We start from the raw sequence: 16,613 nt of genomic DNA on the forward strand, positions 1-16,613 counted from the left end.
ATCAGTGCAGGGGCGCGGCGGGCGCTCCATCAGGAAGTGCCAGGGCGAGCGCGGCAGTCTCGCTGGCGTTGGCGCGGTCCAGTTCGCCGCTGATGCGGCCGTCGCGCATGACGATGAGGCGGTCGGTGATGCCCAGCACCTCGGGCAGCTCGCTGGAGATGACGATGACGCAGCAGCCCGAGGCGGCCACGTCGTGGATGATCTTGTAGATCTCGTTCTTGGCGCCCACGTCGATGCCGCGCGTCGGCTCGTCGAGGATGAGCACCTTCAGCCCGGGCTCGGCCAGCCAGCGCGCCAGGATGACCTTCTGCTGGTTGCCACCCGACAGCAGGCGGATTTCCTGCTCGCGGCTGGGCGTCTTGATGCGCAGCTTCTTGATGAAGTCATCGGCGCGCTGCGCCTCCTGGCCGTGGCGCAGGAAGACACCACCGAGCAGGCCATGGCGGCGGCAGCTGATGTTGATGTTCTCGGCCACCGAGGAGTGGGCCAGGATGCCCTGCTCCTTGCGGTCCTCGGGGCACAGCACGATGCCGGCCGCGATGGCCGCGGATGGGCCGGCGGTGGAGACCTTCTGGCCGTCCAACAGCACCTCGCCGCCCCGGCGCGGGTCGGCGCCGTAGAGCAGGCGCATCAGCTCGCTGCGGCCGGCGCCCACCAGGCCGAAGAAGCCCAGCACCTCGCCGCCGCGCATCGCAAAGCTCAGCGGCTGGGGCAGGCGGGCGCTGTGCAGGCCGCGCGCCTCTAGGCGCATGGGGCCGTGCTGGCGCGTGCGGTAGTCGTAGATGTCTTGCAGCTCGCGGCCGACCATGTCGGAGATGAGGCGCTCGCGCGGCACGTCGGCCATCACGTCGTGCGTGACGATCTTGCGACCGTCGCGGAAGATGGTGCAGGCGTCGCACAGCTCGTAAAGCTCTTCCAGCCGGTGCGAGATGTAGATCAGCGTGCGGCCCTCGGCGCGCAGGCGCTTCACCAGCCGGAACAGGATCTCGGTCTCGCGGTGCGACAGGCTGCTGGTGGGCTCGTCGAAGGCAATGACCTTGGCATCCTGCATGACGGCCTTGCAGATCTCCACCATCTGGCGCTGGGCGATGGACAGGTCCGACAGGCGCGCGGCGGGGTCCAGCTCGACACCGATCGCCGCCAGTTGCTCGGCCACCAGCCGGCGCGCGGCCTTGTGGTCAACCAGGCCAAAGCGCGTCGGCAGGCGGCCCAGCAACACGTTCTCGGCCACCGTCAGCTCGGCCACGTATTGCAGCTCCTGGTGAATGATGGCCACGCCGGCGGCGATGGCGTCACCAGCGGACGTGAAGTGGCGCTCCTGGCCCTCCAGCAGCAGGCGGCCGCCGTCGGGCTTGTACTGGCCACCCAGGATCTTCAGCAGCGTGCTCTTGCCCGCGCCGTTCTCGCCGAGCAGGCCCATGACCTGGCCGGCATGCGCCTCGAAGCTCACCCCGTTCAGCGCCTTGACGCCGGGGAAGACCTTGCTGATGTTGTCGAACTGCAAGACAGCCATTTACAGACCCATTTGCTTTCTGAGCTCGGCCTGGTTTTGACGGGTCATCAGGGTGCCAGCGGTCAGGGTGACGGGCGGCGGCGCCTTGCCCTGGGTGGCCCATTCATAGACGAACACGGCCGTCTCGTAGCCGTGGCGCTTGGGGCTGATCAGCACCGTCCCGAAGAAGCCCGTCGGCGTGGGCTTGGTGAACTCGTTGAGTGCCGTCTGGCTGCCGCCGATGCCGATGGCCAGCATGGCGTCCTGCTTGATGCCGCGGCCTTCACCGGCGCGCACGGCGCCGAGTGCGGCTTCGTCGTTCAGGCCCACGGCCACCCAGCGCTTGAACTTGGCGTTCTTCGTGAAGGCGATGTTGGCGGCGTTGAAGGCGCTCTCGGTGTCGGTCTTGGCCTGCGGCGCGTCGACGACATTGCCTGCGGGCAGGCCGCCGGCCTTCAGCGCATCGATGGCGCCCATGGTGCGGTCGCGCGCCGTGGGCAGCTGGTCGAAGGCCACGCGCAGCGCGCCGACTTCGTCCAGCTTCCAGCCACGCGCCTTGATCTCGGCGATCAGCGCCTGGCCGACCTGCTTGCCGATCTCGTAGCCCGAGATGCCCATGTGCGGGATGTCGGCGATGGGCTTGCCGGCGCCATCAACGAGCTGGTCGTCCACGGACATGACCTTGAGCTTGTGGCGCTTGGCGGCGCGGTTCACGGCCGCGCCCAGCTTCACGTCAGGGGCGCAGATGACGAAGCCGACCGCCTTCTGGGCAGCCAGGTTGTCGATGGCAGCCATCATCTTCTCGCCGTTGGGGATGCCGATCTTGACGAGGGTGAAGCCCTTGTCCTTGGCGGCCTGTTCGGCGAACTTCCATTCGTCCTGGAACCAGGGTTCCTCGGCCTGCTTGACGAGGAAGCCGATCTTGACCGGGTCGGCGGCCTGCACCGCAAAAGGCGCGGCCATCAGGGCCAGCGTGAGAGCGCGTCGTTGGATCTTCATGGTCTTGTCTCCTAATCAATCTTCAAACAAGGTTTCAGGCACGCCCAGCGCCTTGGGCAAGTGCAGCCCGAACAGGCTGCCGGACAGCGGCTGCGCGGCGAGCGCGTCGCGGCCCAGCTCGGCGCGGGCGGTGGTGAGCATCAATTGGTCGCCGCCCTCACCGCCGATGGCGGGGCAGGTGGTGTGGGCGGCCGGGGCGTTCAGGACGCCCATCAGCTGGCCCTCGGGGTCGTAGCGTGCCACACGGCCGGCACCCCACTGCGCATTCCACAGGCAGCCTTCGGTGTCGATGACCGAGCCGTCGGGCCAGGCGTCGGCGCGGTCCATCTGCGTGAACTGGCGGACGTTGTCGACCTGGGCGGTCTCGGCGTCGTAGTCGCACTGCTGGATGCGCTGGCTCAGCGTGTCGCAGAAGTACATCGTGCGGCCGTCGACGCTGAAGCAGATGCTGTTGGCAATCGCCACCGCCGGCAGCGCCAGGCGGCGCAGGCCGTGGGGCAGCGAGAACTGGTAGAAGCTGGCGATGGCGCGCTTCTCGCGAGCCTCGTTCATCGTGCCGAACACGAAGAAGCCACGCCGGTCGGTGCGGCCGTCGTTGATGCGGGTGCGGGGCTCGGCGGCGTCCACCGGGGCCAGTGTCTGCAGCTGGTTCAGCTCCAGCTGCTCGCCCAGCGACGCGACGGCCACGCGCTTGGCCAGGCCCAGCAGCACGCGGCCGGAGCGGCAGTGGGCAAAGCTGCCCAGGCGGTCGGGAAGGCGGCAGAACTGCGGCCCGCCCACACCCGGGCGCCAGGCGAACAAGGTGGCCGCCTCGATGTCCGTCCACCACCAGCGTCCGGCATGCCACAGCAGACCCTCGCCGAGGGTGGTGCCTTGCGGCAGGGTCAGTTCCAGGTCACCGGTCAGTTTCATCAGAAGCTCAGGTTACGGAGGCGTTCCATTCCCTACCAATCGAATGTCCGGGCTTAACTATCCGGATTAGGAATACCTAAGGTGCGATGGCCACACGTCGCACCGTCAGCAGCCGGGCACCGCGCAGCTCGGCCACCTGGGTCTGGCCCGCGGCGAAGGCGGGGCGGTGGGCAGCGTCGATGTAGATCGGCGCATCGGCGCGCAGCGGCAGCACGCTGAGCTGCAGCTCGGCGCCCGGCTTCAGCGCGAACTGGCGCAGGCCGATCTCCCAGCGCTGGCCGTTGTAGTACCAGTCGTCCAGCATCTTGGTGCCGGCGAAGACGCGGCCGATGTCGCCGACGAAGTCCAGCTCCAGCAGCACGTCCTCGGCCTTGGGCGCCAGCTCGGCGGGCAGCTTCAGCGACCAGGTCGCGGCCGTGGCGAAGGCCTCGGGGATGGGCTGCACGGCCGCGTTGGCATTGCCGCCCTTCATGATGCGCGGCGCATTGCCGGCCTTGCGGGTGGCGGCGATGTGCAGCGTCGGCTGGGCGGAATCGCCCGCCAGCTCCAGGCGCTGCAGCAGGCCGTCCTGCTTGACCTGCAGGCCAGCCGCGCTCGGCTTGGGCAGGGCCGGGAAGACGGCGGCGCGCAGCGGCTGCGGGCCGACGCCGCGCAGCTGCAGCTTGCCGTCGGCCACCCAGGCCTGCTGCTCGCTGAAGACGAGGCGGCGCTGGCCGGCAATGTCCAGCACGCTCAAGCGTTCGACCTGCTCGGGGGCCAGCAACAGCACGCTGACGGCGCGGCCCTTGTTAGTGCCATCCGTGGTGCCGATGCGTTGCAGGCTGGCGTCGGGCTTGAGCGTCTTGATGCCATCCGGCAACGCGAACTCGGCAGGAATGCCGGCCGTCGTCGCGAAGACGTGGACGATGCCCTGCGCGCCCGCATCGACCCGCGTGACCAGCTGGGCCGTCGCATGGCGCAGCTTCACGCCGTCGAGGTCCAGGTTGATGGGCCAGATGAAATAGGCGCCGTTGGGGATGTCGACCGGGGCGCTCGGCAGCGTCACCGTGCCGCCCGGCAGCTGCACCTCGAAGCGCACACCGACCTGGGCGGGCATGGCGTACTGGCGCACATGGTTGTTGAAGAACAGGAAGCCGCTGTCGCCATTGCTGCGCACGGACCAGCGCGGCGTCTGCAGATCGTCCGGGTTGGCGGGCGAGCGTTCGGGCTGGCGCACGGTCATCGTCGCAAGCTGGGCACCGTAGTCGCGCAGGAAATAGTGGAAGGGGCGCAGCTTGGCGAGCACCGGTCGCTGCTGGCCGTCCGGGCCCAGCGGCGCCTGGAAGTCGTAGCTGATGCGCGGCGTGTCGTTGTAGCCGCCGCTCAGGGTGCTTTCCTCCAGGCCGGTGCCGCCCACACCGACCGGGTTGCGGCCGCCGTGGAACATGTAATAGCCGAACAGGTTCACGCCCGAGCCGATCTGCACCGGCAGCATGGCGGCGATGTCGTCGGGCGAGACCAGCGTGCGGCGGCGGTACATGGCCGGCAGGCCCGGGCCGTATTCGGCGCCGAGGAAGGGCACCTTGTCCTTGTCGGTCTCGGCGGTGCCGGGTGCGTGTGACTTGGTCTGCGCGCCCAGGTCGCCGCTGACGCGGGTGTTGAAGCGGAAGGCGTGTGTTTCCTTGGGTGGCAGCTCCTTGGCGCTGGCGGCCCAGGGCTCGTCGGGATAGCCGCCGAAGACCGGCGTGACCTCGCCGGACGGGTAGACCGTGCCGTCCCAGCCGGTGACGGTGTAGAGCGGCACATCCATGCCGGCCTTCAGCGCCAGCACCTTCAAGGCGCTGATGTGTTCCTCACCACGACCGGGGCCGCGGATGTTGTATTCGTTCTCCAGCTGCACGCCAACGACGGCGCCGCCGTCCTTCCACAGCAGACCCTTGATCTGCGCGCCGATCTCGGCATAGAGCCTCTCGACATGGCCCATGTACTCGGCGTCGTTGCTGCGCACAGGCATCTTGTCGACGACCCAGTCCGGGATGCCGCCGTAGCGTGCCTCGCCGTGCGCCCAGGGGCCCAGCCGAACCACCACCTTCAGCCCGGCCGCCTGGGCCAGTTGCACGAAGCGGCGCAGGTCGTGGTTGCCCTTCCAGTCGAAGCGACCCTGCTGCTCCTCGTGGTGGTTCCAGAACACGTAGCTGGCGACGATGTCGATGCCGGCGGCCTTCATCAGGCGCAGCTGATCGGCCCATTGCGAAGCCGGCGCACGGGTGTAGTGGTACTCGCCCATGACCGGCAGCCAGGGCTTGCCGTCCTTCAGCAGGTATTGGCTGTTGGCCGCCAGCGTCTCACCCTTGGGCGAGGTTGCCGTGCCCAACTTCAGGTGCCCGGTCAGCGGCGCGGCGACGGCGGCGCGGGCGTCGAGCTTGAGGGTGTCGGCGCCTGCCGTGGGGGCGAGCGCTCCCACCAGCAGCGCCGCGGTCAGCGAGCGGATGCGGTTCATGCTTGTCTCCGGGGTGTTTTGTTTTTTTATCGAATCAGAGCGCGCGCCAGGCTTGCACGAAGGCTCGTGCGCGCTGCGTGACTTCCGCCGCCGACAGGCCCGGGCTGTACAGCGCCGAGCCCAGACCAAAGCCGGCGGCGCCGGCCTTGACGTAAGGCGTCATGTTGTCGGGCGTGATGCCACCGACCGGCAGCAAGCGCAGCTCCTTGGGCAGCACGGCGCGCATGGCCTTGACGATGGAGGGCGTCACCAGCTCGGCCGGGAAGAGCTTGACCGCGTCGGCCCCGGCGTTGACGGCCGCGAAGGCCTCCGTCGGCGTGGCCGCACCGGGCACACAGAACAGACCACGCGCCTTGGCCGCACGGATGACTTCCACGTCGGCATGCGGCATGACGATGACCTTGCCGCCCGCCGCCTCGACGTCGGCCACGGCCTGCACGCTCAGCACCGTGCCGGCGCCGACGACGGCGTCCGCCGGCATGCGGCGCGCGAGGCGGGCGATGGAGTCCAGCGCGTTCGGCGAGTTCAGCGGCACCTCGATGACGCGAAAGCCTTCGGCATAGAGGGCGTCGGCAATCGCTTCGACCTCCTCGGGCTTGACGGCGCGCAGGATGGCGACGAGGGGGAGGTGTTTCAGGGCTGCGTCGAGCATGTTCAAGTGAGATTCATCGTTTGCGCCAGCTGCCACAGGCCGGCAGGCGCGGTGTTGTCGAGCTGCAGCGGCGCTGCATGACCGAAGCGGGTCAGCGCCTGGGCATAACGTGCGCACAGGGCCGGATCGCCGACAAGAGCTATGCGCCCCGGCGTAACCGCACGCAACTCGCTGGCGATCTCGTGGCCGATCAGCAGGCCGGAGAGGTAGTCGGGCAGCTGCTCGGCACCCAGCTGCTTGAACAGGCCCAGCGTGCGCACGGCGAACAGCTGGTGGGCGAGACCGCCCTCTTCCCGCGCGGCGTCCACGCCTTTCAGGAAGGCCTCGGGCGAGGCCGGCGAGCTGCCATCCGCCGGCATCAGCCGGGACAGCACGGAATGCTGGCGCAGCAGCGCAAACAGCTCACCGGTCATGTGGGTTGCGAAACCCGTGACCTTGCCGCCGCCGACGCGCGCCCATTTGGAATGCGTGCCCGGCAGCACCAGGCAGGCCTCGTCGGCCAGCTCCGGGTGCAGCGCCAGCGCGCCGACGATCTGCGTCTCCTCGCCACGCATGACGTCGGGCTGGGCCGCGTCGTCGACCAGGCCCGGGATGATGCTCAGGCTTTCATCAAGCTGCAGCACCTGGCTGGCCAGCGCGGCGGCGTCCGCCGGGCAACGCACATAGGCCGCCTCGCGCCAGCCGTACTGGCTGCCGACCATGCCGCAGGCCAGCAGCTCGACGCCCGGGTGATCGGCGCGCCAGTCGCCCACCAGAGCGGACAGCGCGCCGGCGTAGGCGTCGGCACCGCTCAACGTGGCCGCGCCGTCGTTGGACTGGCGCGTCTCCAGCACCTCGCCGCCGTCCCCGAGCAGGAAGGCACGCAGCCGCGTACTGCCCCAGTCCAGCGCGATCAGGCGTGCTTGCGCCATCACCACTCGGCCACAGAGCCGTCGGCGTGGCGCCAGACCGGGTTGCGCCAGTCGGACGCGGTCTTGCTGGCCTCGATGACGCGCTCCTCGTCGATCTCGACGCCCAGGCCCGGCTTGCGCAGCGGGTTGATGAAGCCGTTCTCGATGCGGAAGTCGTCCTTGTTCGTCACGAAATCCAGCAGCTCGGCGCCCTTGTTGTAGTGGATGCCCATGCTCTGCTCCTGCAGCACGGCGTTGTGGGAGACGAAGTCCACTGCCAGGCAGGACGCCAGCGCCACCGGGCCCAGCGGGCAGTGCGGCGCGAAGGCGACGTCGTAGGCCTCGGCCATGGACGCGATCTTGAAGCACTCGGTGATGCCACCGGCATGCGACAGGTCGGGCTGCACGATGGAGATGCCACCGGCCTGGAAGACGCGCTTGAAGTCGAAGCGCGAGAACATGCGCTCGCCGGCCGCCAGCGGAATGCTGGTGTATTCGGCCAGGCGCGGGTACTGCTCGGCCTGCTCGGCCAGCACAGGCTCCTCGACGAACAGCGGGCGGTAGGGCTCCAGCGCGCGCAACAGCGGCTTGGCCATCGGTGCGGCCACGCGGCCATGGAAGTCGATGCCGAACTCGATGTCGTGGCCGAAGGCCTCGCGGATCTCGGCGATGCGGGCCACGGCTTCGTCCACCTTGCGGGCGCTGTCGACGATGGCCAGCTCTTCGGTGCCATTCATCTTGAAGGTGTCGAAGCCGCCTTCGCGCAGGCGCTTGATGTCGCGGATGACGTCGGCCGGGCGGTCACCGCCGACCCAGGAATAGACCTTCATCTTGTCGCGCACCAGGCCGCCCAGCAGCTCGTAGACCGGCTGGCCCATGACCTTGCCCTTGATGTCCCACAGCGCCTGGTCGATGCCGGCGATGGCGCTCATCAGGATGGGCCCGCCGCGGTAGAAGCCGGCGCGGTACATGACCTGCCAGAGGTCGTTGATGCGGGACGGGTCCTGGCCGACGAGGTACTCCGACAGCTCGTGCACGGCAGCCTCGACGGTGCGCGCGCGCCCTTCGATGACCGGCTCGCCCCAACCGACGACGCCCTCGTCGGTCTCAATCTTCAGGAACATCCACCGCGGAGGCACTCGGTAGGTCGTCAGCTTCGTGATTCGCATGGGCTCATGGCTCGTTCAGGAACGCCACGAGCTTAGGAGGGGCATCTAGTTCTGAAATATTGTTTCTTTCGCTTGCGCTATATCCAGTTGATATAGAACAGCGGCCCAGCTCACCATGACAGTGCCATGTCACCCCTTCCAGCTACAGGGTTAACCCGTGTATAACTGGTGAAAACCCTTATACTGGACCTGTATCAACAATCAACAAAGGGAAAAAGATGGAACTGATCATCATCACTCTGGCCTTCTCGGTCGTCGCCGTCGTGGCCCAGTTCGCTGACTTCATGAGCCGCCGCGCTGCCGCCAACGCCATCGGCGCTTAAGCAGGTTTTCCGGCGCCACGGCGCCGACACCTAGTCCGGACGTATCTCGTCGATCAGGCGACGGACGTCAGCAAAATCAAACGGCTTGAGCAGGGCGCGCACATGCGGGCCGAAATCGCTCAGGTCGTTGCCCATCGGGTAGCCCGATGAAAACACCAGCCAGGCATCCGGCGCGCGCTTCAGGATGGCGCGCGCAAACTCGACGCCCGACATGCCGCACAGGCTCACGTCGGTGATGACGAGGTCGACGTCCTCCGGCACATAGCAGGCCAGCGCCTCCTCGGCGCCCGCGAAGGACTGCACCTTCAGCCCCTCCTCCTCCAGCATCCAGGTGATCTGCTCGCGCAGGTCGTCGTTGTCCTCCACGAAGAGGGCGCGCAGCGGCCGGTCCGCGCGCCGCCCGAGCTTCGCCACCGTGCGCACGAACTCGACAGGCGACACGGGCTTCTGCATGCAGCGCTGGTAGCCGGCGTCAAGGGCGGCGTCGCGGTCCTCCATGCGGACGAAGGCGGTGACGGCCAGGGCCGGCAGCGTGTCGGCGTCCAGGCCAAGGTCCTGGCGGACGCGGCGGATCAGGCCGTAGCCGTCCAGCTCGGGCATGCCCAGGTCGCTCAGCAGCACATCGAAGCGGTGCACGGCCAGCAGCGCCAGCGCCGCCTGCGCGGACTGCGCGGTCGTGACGACGGCGCCCTGCTCCGACAGCAGGCGCGCGTGCGCCTCCAGCACGTCGGCATGGTCATCCACCAACAAGACGCGCAGCCCGACGACCGAGGCGTCGCCGCCGCTGCCGTCGTCTGCGGCCGGCTCATGGCTGGAAAGGTTGTCGCGAGGCATGGCCGAGTGGCTGGCGCGCGGGAAGCGCACGACGAAGGCGGCGCCCTGGCCCGGGCCTTCGCTGCGCGCCAGCACCTCGCCACCATGCAGTTCGGTCAGGTTCTTGACGATGGACAGGCCCAGCCCCAGGCCGCCATGCACGCGCGCGGCGCTGTCGTCGGCCTGGCTGAAGCGGTCGAACAGGCGCGGCATGAACTCCTGGGCGATGCCCTGGCCGGTGTCGCTGACGCTGACCTCGACCGTCGCCTCATGCACCGCGGTGGCGAGCGTGACGGTGCCGCCGGCCGGCGTGAACTTCATCGCGTTGGTGACGAGGTTCATGACGATCTGCATGAGCCGGCTTGCGTCGCCCAGCACCTCGGCGGGCTTGGCGGCAGTCTCCAGCACGACGGCGTGCCGGCGCGACTGCGCGGTGGGCCGGGCCGTCTCTGCGGCGCCGTTGACGATCTCGTTGAGGTCGACCAGCTGCAGGTCCAGGCGCAGCTTGCCGGCAATGATGCGGCTCATCTCCAGCAGGTCGGACACCAGGAAGGACTGCGCCTGCGCGTTGCGCGCAATGGCCTGCACACCGCGCTGCAACGTGGTCGCCTCGACGCCGGGCTGGCTCAGCACATTGGCCCAGCCGACGATTGCCGCCAGCGGCGTGCGCAGCTCATGGCTGACGGCGGCAATGAACTGCTCCTTGGCATGCGCGGCGTGCTCGGAGGCACTGCGCGCCGCCTGCTCGGCGGCGAGCAGCCGCTCGCGGCGCAGTTGCAGCTCGCGGCGGTCGGTGATGTCGTGGAAGTAGACCGACAGGCCGTCGTCGGACGGGTAGCAGTGGAACTGCAGCCAGCGCTCCGCGCCCCCGCCGATAAGCGCCTCGAAGGACACGGCCTGGCGCCCGGTCGTCGCACGGCCGAACTCGGTGTCGAGGAAACCATCGCCGACGACGCCCTCGAAGCGCTGCCCGATCAGCTCCTCCGCGTGCCGCCCCAGCAGCAGCGCACCCTGCTCGTTGGCGTAGCCGATGCAGCCGTCGTGCTCGATGAGGAGCAGGCCGTCGGTGATGCTGCTCATCATGGCCTGCAGCTTGCGGTCGGCCAGCAGCAGCGCCTCGGAGCGTTCGCGCACGCGGCGCTCCAGCGTCTCGTTGAGCTCGCGCAGGCGCTCCTCGGCGCGGCGGCGCTCTTCCACCTCGGCCAGCAGCGCGATGTTGGCGCGCTGGACCTCCAGCGTCTTGCGGTGCAGTTCCGCGAACACCGCCACCTTGGAGCGCAGGATGGCCGGGTTCACCGGCTTGCTGAGGTAGTCCACCGCGCCGGTGCCATAGCCCTGCAGGCGGTGCTGGTCCTGATCGAAATAGGCCGTCAGGAAGATGATGGGCAGGTGCGCCGTCTTCTTGCGCTCCTTGATCATCTGCGCCAGCTCGATGCCGTTCATGTCGGGCAGCTGGATGTCCAGCACCATGACGGCGAACTCGTAGGCCATCAGCGCGCGCAGTGCCTGGTCGGCCGACTGCGCGCGGATGACGCGGTAGCCCGGGTCGTCGAGCACGCTCTCCAGCACGAGCAGGTTGGCCGGCTCGTCGTCGACGATCAGGATGTTCGTCGGCGGCAGCTCGCCGCCGGCCGGCGTGAACGGATCGGTAGACACGGTCATCAACGATGCAACCACACGCGCATCAGCGACAGCAGTTGCGCGGTGTTGACGGGTTTGGAGATGTAGTCACTGGCGCCGGCCTCCAGGCATTTCTCGCGGTCGCCCTTCATGGCCTTGGCGGTCAGGGCGAGCATGGGCAGGTTGCGGAAGTCGGGGTTGGAGCGGATCTCGCGCATGGTTTCGTAGCCATCCATGTCGGGCATCATGATGTCCATCAGCACGAGGTCGAGGTCGGGCGTCTGCTGCACGATGTCGATGGCGGTGCGGCCGCTGGTGGCGGTCATGACCTGCATGTCCTGGTTCTCCAGCAGCGTCGTCAGCGCAAAGATGTTGCGCGCATCGTCGTCGACGACCAGCACGCGGCGGCCGCGCAGCATCTCGGCGGCGCCGTGCAGCTTCTGCAGCACGTCCTGCTTGTCCTGCGGCAGTTCCGTCACCACGCGGTGCAGGAACAGCGCCGTCTCGTCCAGCAGCCGCTCGGGGCTCTGCACGTCCTTCAGCACGACGCTCTTGGCCAGCGTGCGCAGCTGCTTGCGCTCGGCGTCGGACAGGTCCTTGCCGGTGAAGACGACGACCGGCACGGTGGCCAGCGCCGGGTCGGCGTGCAGTTGCTGCAGCAGGCCGAAGCCGCTGACGTCGGGCAGGCGCAGGTCCAGCACCATGCAGTCGAAGCGCTGCTCCTGCAGCAGTTGCAACGCCTCGGCGCCGGTGCCAACGGCGACGAGCTCGATGTCCTGGTGGCCCAGCAGCTCGATGATGGCGCTGCGTTCGATCTCGTTGTCTTCCACCACCAGCAGGCGGCGCGTGCGCGGCACGGTGAAGTCGCGGATGCGGTCCAGCGCCGCCTCCATGCCTTCGCTGGTGGACGACTTGACGAGGTAGGAGAACGCCCCGTGGGCGAGGCCGTGGTTGCGGTCCTCTTCGGCGACGCTGAAGATCTGCACCGGGATGTGGCGGGTCGACGGGTCGAGCTTGAGCTGATTGAGCACCGTCCAGCCCAGCATGTCGGGCAGGAAGATGTCCAGCGAAATGGCCGTCGGCCGGAAGCGCCGCGCCAGCTCCAGGCCCGCGCCGCCCTTGAGCGCGACGAGGCCCTTGAAGCCGCGGTCACGCGCCAGGCCCAGCACGATGCGGGCGTAGTGCGGGTCGTCCTCGATGATGAGCAGCACCGAGTCGCCGTCGACGATGCTGTCGCGGTCGTCGGGCACCTGGGTCTCGCGCACCAGCGGCACGGTGGCGCGCATGTGCAGCGTCGTGTCGGGGGTGACCTGCGGGCGCGGCGCGCGGGCGCTGTCGGCGCCCATGAACTGCAGCGGCAGGAACAGCGTGAAGGTGCTGCCCTCGCCGTGGCGGCTGACGAGCTTGATCTCACCGCCCAGCAGCGTCGCCAGCTCGCGGCTGATGGCCAGGCCCAGGCCCGTGCCGCCGTACTTGCGCGAGGTGCCGGCGTCGGCCTGCTGGAAGGCCTCGAAGATGAGGCGCTGCTTGTCGGGCGCGACGCCGATGCCGGTGTCCTCCACCGCGAAGGCCAGCACCTGGGGCGCGGTCGACAGCAGCGGGTGGTCGACGCTCCAGCCCTCGCGGGCAATGCTGACGCGCAGCTCCACATGGCCATGTGCCGTGAACTTCACGGCGTTGGACAGCAGGTTCTTCAGGATCTGCTGCAGGCGCTTGGCGTCGCTCTCCATGCTGCGCGGCAGGTCATCGGCGAACAGCAGGCGCAGCGGCAGGTTCTTGGCCTCGGCGACCTGGCTGAAGTTGCGGTCGATGCTGTCGCGCAGAGACGCGAAGGGGATGTCCTCGATCTCGACGGTGACCGTGCCGGACTCGATCTTGGACAGGTCCAGGATGTCGTTGATCAGGTGCAGCAGGTCCGAGCCCGACGAGTTGATGTTGCGCGCGAACTCGGTCTGCTTGGTGCTGAGGTTGCCGTCGTTGTTGACGGCGAGCTGCTGGCTGAGGATGAGGATGGAGTTCAGCGGCGTGCGCAACTCGTGGCTCATGTTGGCCAGGAACTCGCTCTTGTACTTGGACGTCAGCGCCAGCTCGGCGGCCTGGTCTTCCAGCGCGTGGCGGGCCTGCTCCACCTCAGCGTTCTTGCGCTCGACCTCCTCGTTCTGCTCGGCCAGCAGGCGTGCCTTGGTGCCGAGCTGCTCGTTGGTTTCCTGCAGCTCGCTCTGGCGGGACTGCAGCTCCACCGTCAGCTGCTGCGACTGCGACAGCAGCGACTCGGTGCGCATCGTCGCCTCGATGGTGTTGAACACCGCGCCGATGCTCTGCGTCAGCAGCTCCAGGAAGGCCAGCGAGCCACTGCTGAAGGACTGCAGCGTGGCCAGCTCAATGACGGCCTTGGTCTCGCCCTCGAACAGCACCGGCAACACGATGACGCTGACGCGCGCCGCACGGCCCAGGCTGGAGGAGATGGCGACGAAGTCGGAGGCGATGTCCGCCAGCAGCACGCTGCGCTTTTCCAGCGCGCATTGGCCGACGAGGCCTTCGCCCAGCTTGATGGCGGGCATCAGCTCGACGCTGCCCGACTGTGCGTAGCTTGCCAGCAGGCGCAGCTGCGGCTGCTCGAGCCCTTGAGCGCCGGCCAGGTGATAGATGGTGCCCTGGTGGGCCTGCACCAGCGGCGCCAGCTCGGTCAGCAGCATCTGGCTGACGGTCTGCAGCTCGCGCTGGCCCTGCAGCATGCCGGTGAACCTGGCGAGGTTGGTCTTCAGCCAGTCCTGCTCGCGGTTGCGCTCGGTCGTCTCGCGCAGGTTGGAGATCATCGTGTTGATGTTGTCCTTGAGCTCGGACACCTCGCCCTTGGCGTCCACCTGGATGGCGCGCGTCAGGTCGCCCTGGGTCACGGCGGTGGCCACCTCGGCGATGGCGCGCACCTGGGTCGTCAGGTTGGCCGCCAGCAGGTTGACGTTGCCGGTCAGGTCCTTCCAGGTGCCGGCCGCGCCAGGCACATGCGCCTGGCCGCCCAGGCGGCCGTCCACGCCCACCTCGCGGGCCACGTTGGTCACCTGCTCGGCAAAAGTGGCCAGCGTGTCGGTCATGTTGTTGATGGTGTCGGCCAGCGCCGCCACCTCGCCCTTGGCCTGCACGGTGAGGCGCTGCGTCAGGTTGCCGTTGGCCACGGCCGTCACGACCTTGACGATGCCGCGCACCTGCTCGGTCAGGTTCGAGGCCATGAAGTTGACGTTGTCGGTCAGGTCCTTCCAGGTGCCGCCCACGCCGGCCACCTTGGCCTGGCCGCCCAGCTTGCCCTCGGTGCCCACCTCACGGGCCACGCGCGTGACTTCGCCGGCGAAAGCGTTGAGTTGGTCGACCATGGTGTTGATGGTGTCCTTCAGCTCCAGGATCTCGCCCTTCACGTCCACCGTGATCTTGCGGTTCAAGTCACCACGCGCGACGGCGGTCGTCACCTCGGCGATGTTGCGCACCTGGGCCGTCAGGTTGGCGCCCATGGTGTTGACCGAGTCGGTCAGGTCCTTCCACGTACCGCCCACGCCAGGCACCACGGCCTGCACGCCCAGGCGCCCTTCCGTGCCCACCTCACGAGCCACGCGCGTCACTTCAGACGCGAACGAGCGCAGCTGCTCCACCATCGTGTTGATGGTTTCCTTCAGCTGAAGAATCTCGCCGCGCACGTCCACGGTGATCTTCTTGGACAGGTCGCCGTTGGCCACCGCGATGGTCACCTCGGCAATGTTGCGCACTTGGTTGGTCAGGTTGGACGCCATCGAGTTGACGTTGTCGGTCAGGTCCTTCCACGTGCCGGCAACACCTGGCACCTGGGCCTGGCCGCCGAGCTTGCCCTCGGTGCCCACCTCGCGCGCCACGCGGCTCACTTCCGACGCGAACGCGCCGAGCTGCTCGACCATGGTGTTCATGGTCTGCTTGAGCTCCAGGATCTCGCCCTGCACGTCCACGGTGATCTTGCGGCTGAGGTCGCCGCGGGCGATGGCCGTCGCCACGTCGGCGATGTTGCGGACCTGGCCGGTCAGGTTGGACGCCATGGAGTTGACGTTGTCGGTCAGGTCCTTCCACGTACCGGCCACGCCGGGCACAACGGCCTGGCCGCCGAGCTTGCCGTCCGTGCCCACCTCGCGGGCCACGCGCGTCACCTCGGAAGCGAAGCCGTTGAGCTGGTCGACCATGGTGTTCAGCGTATTCTTCAACGCCAGGATCTCGCCCTTCACCTCGACGGTGATCTTGCTTGAGAGGTCGCCCCGCGCGATGGCCGTCGCCACGTCAGCGATGTTGCGCACCTGGCCCGTCAGGTTGGACGCCATGAAGTTGACGTTGTCGGTCAGGTCCTTCCACACGCCGGCCACGCCCGGCACGGCCGCCTGGCCGCCCAGCTTGCCTTCCGTGCCCACCTCGCGGGCGACGCGGCTCACCTCGGACGCGAAGCCGTTGAGCTGGTCCACCATCGTGTTGAGCGTGTTCTTTAGCTCCAGGATCTCGCCCTTCACGTCGACCGTGATCTTCTTGGACAGGTCGCCATTGGCCACGGCCGTGGCCACGTCGGCGATGTTGCGCACCTGGCCCGTGAGGTTGGACGCCATCGAGTTGACGTTGTCGGTCAAATCCTTCCACGTGCCGGCCACGCCGGGCACCTGGGCCTGGCCGCCGAGCTTGCCGTCCGTGCCCACCTCGCGCGCCACGCGGCTCACCTCGCCGGCAAAGCCGTTGAGCTGGTCGACCATCGTGTTGATGGTGTTCTTCAGCTCCAGGATTTCGCCGCGCACGTCCACGGTGATCTTCTTGGACAGGTCGCCGTTGGCCACGGCCGTCGTCACTTCGGCGATGTTGCGCACCTGGGCCGTCAGGTTGGTCGCCATCGCGTTGACGGAGTCGGTCAGGTCCTTCCAGATGCCGGCCACGCCGCGGCCCTGCGCCTGGCCGCCGAGCTTGCCGTCCGTGCCCACCTCGCGGGCCACGCGCGTCACTTCGGACGCGAAGCCGCTCAGCTGGTCGACCATCGTGTTGATGGTGTTCTTCAGCTCCGAGATCTCGCCGCGCACGTCGACGGTGATCTTCTTGGACAGGTCGCCGTTGGCCACCGCAGTGGTCACCTCGGCAATGTTGCGCACCTGGCCGGTCAGGTTGGAGGCCATGAAGTTGACGTTGTCGGTCAAGTCCTTCCACGTGCCGGCCACGCCCGGCACCTGGGCCTGGCCGCCGAGCTTGCCGTCCGTGCCCACCTCGCGCGCCACGCGGCT

9 protein-coding genes are annotated in these 16,613 nt (G+C 68.2%); all 9 read right to left on the bottom strand.

What is annotated here, in order from left to right; genetic code table 11:
* Position 1: 1 nt before the first annotated feature.
* Positions 2-1,513 (bottom strand): L-arabinose ABC transporter ATP-binding protein AraG, encoded by a 1,512-nt coding sequence (gene araG, locus ACXRVZ_RS18820; protein ID WP_457420751.1) that lies wholly within the window; start codon positions 1,511-1,513, stop codon positions 2-4.
* The gene (locus ACXRVZ_RS18825) at positions 1,514-2,491 is read right to left on the bottom strand and encodes an arabinose ABC transporter substrate-binding protein (protein ID WP_457420753.1); all 978 of its coding nucleotides are present in this window, start codon (positions 2,489-2,491) and stop codon (positions 1,514-1,516) included.
* Positions 2,492-2,506: 15 nt separating this feature from the next.
* Positions 2,507-3,403, bottom strand: a complete 897-nt coding sequence (locus tag ACXRVZ_RS18830) for an SMP-30/gluconolactonase/LRE family protein (protein WP_457420755.1) — start codon at positions 3,401-3,403, stop codon at positions 2,507-2,509.
* Between the two features lie 76 nt (positions 3,404-3,479).
* The gene (locus ACXRVZ_RS18835; RefSeq protein WP_457420757.1) at positions 3,480-5,882 is read right to left on the bottom strand and encodes a beta-galactosidase; all 2,403 of its coding nucleotides are present in this window, start codon (positions 5,880-5,882) and stop codon (positions 3,480-3,482) included.
* Between the two features lie 34 nt (positions 5,883-5,916).
* Positions 5,917-6,534 carry a 2-dehydro-3-deoxy-6-phosphogalactonate aldolase gene (locus tag ACXRVZ_RS18840; protein WP_457420759.1) on the bottom strand — a complete coding sequence of 206 codons (618 nt, stop codon included), beginning with the start codon at positions 6,532-6,534 and terminating at the stop codon, positions 5,917-5,919.
* 2 nt (positions 6,535-6,536) lie between these two features.
* Entirely contained in the window at positions 6,537-7,445 is a 909-nt protein-coding gene (locus ACXRVZ_RS18845) for a 2-dehydro-3-deoxygalactonokinase (protein WP_457420761.1), read from the bottom strand.
* Positions 7,445-8,593, bottom strand: a complete 1,149-nt coding sequence (gene dgoD, locus ACXRVZ_RS18850; protein WP_457420763.1) for a galactonate dehydratase — start codon at positions 8,591-8,593, stop codon at positions 7,445-7,447. Before dgoD ends, ACXRVZ_RS18845 begins: the two co-directional genes overlap by 1 nt.
* Before the next feature lie 353 nt (positions 8,594-8,946).
* Entirely contained in the window at positions 8,947-11,391 is a 2,445-nt protein-coding gene (locus tag ACXRVZ_RS18855) for a response regulator (protein ID WP_457420765.1), read from the bottom strand.
* Positions 11,391-16,613 (bottom strand): HAMP domain-containing protein (locus ACXRVZ_RS18860; protein ID WP_458232683.1); only part of this gene is annotated, 5,223 nt, incomplete at its 5' end. The genes ACXRVZ_RS18855 and ACXRVZ_RS18860, both read right to left, overlap by 1 nt.

The organism is Roseateles sp. P5_E8, assembly GCF_054177665.1.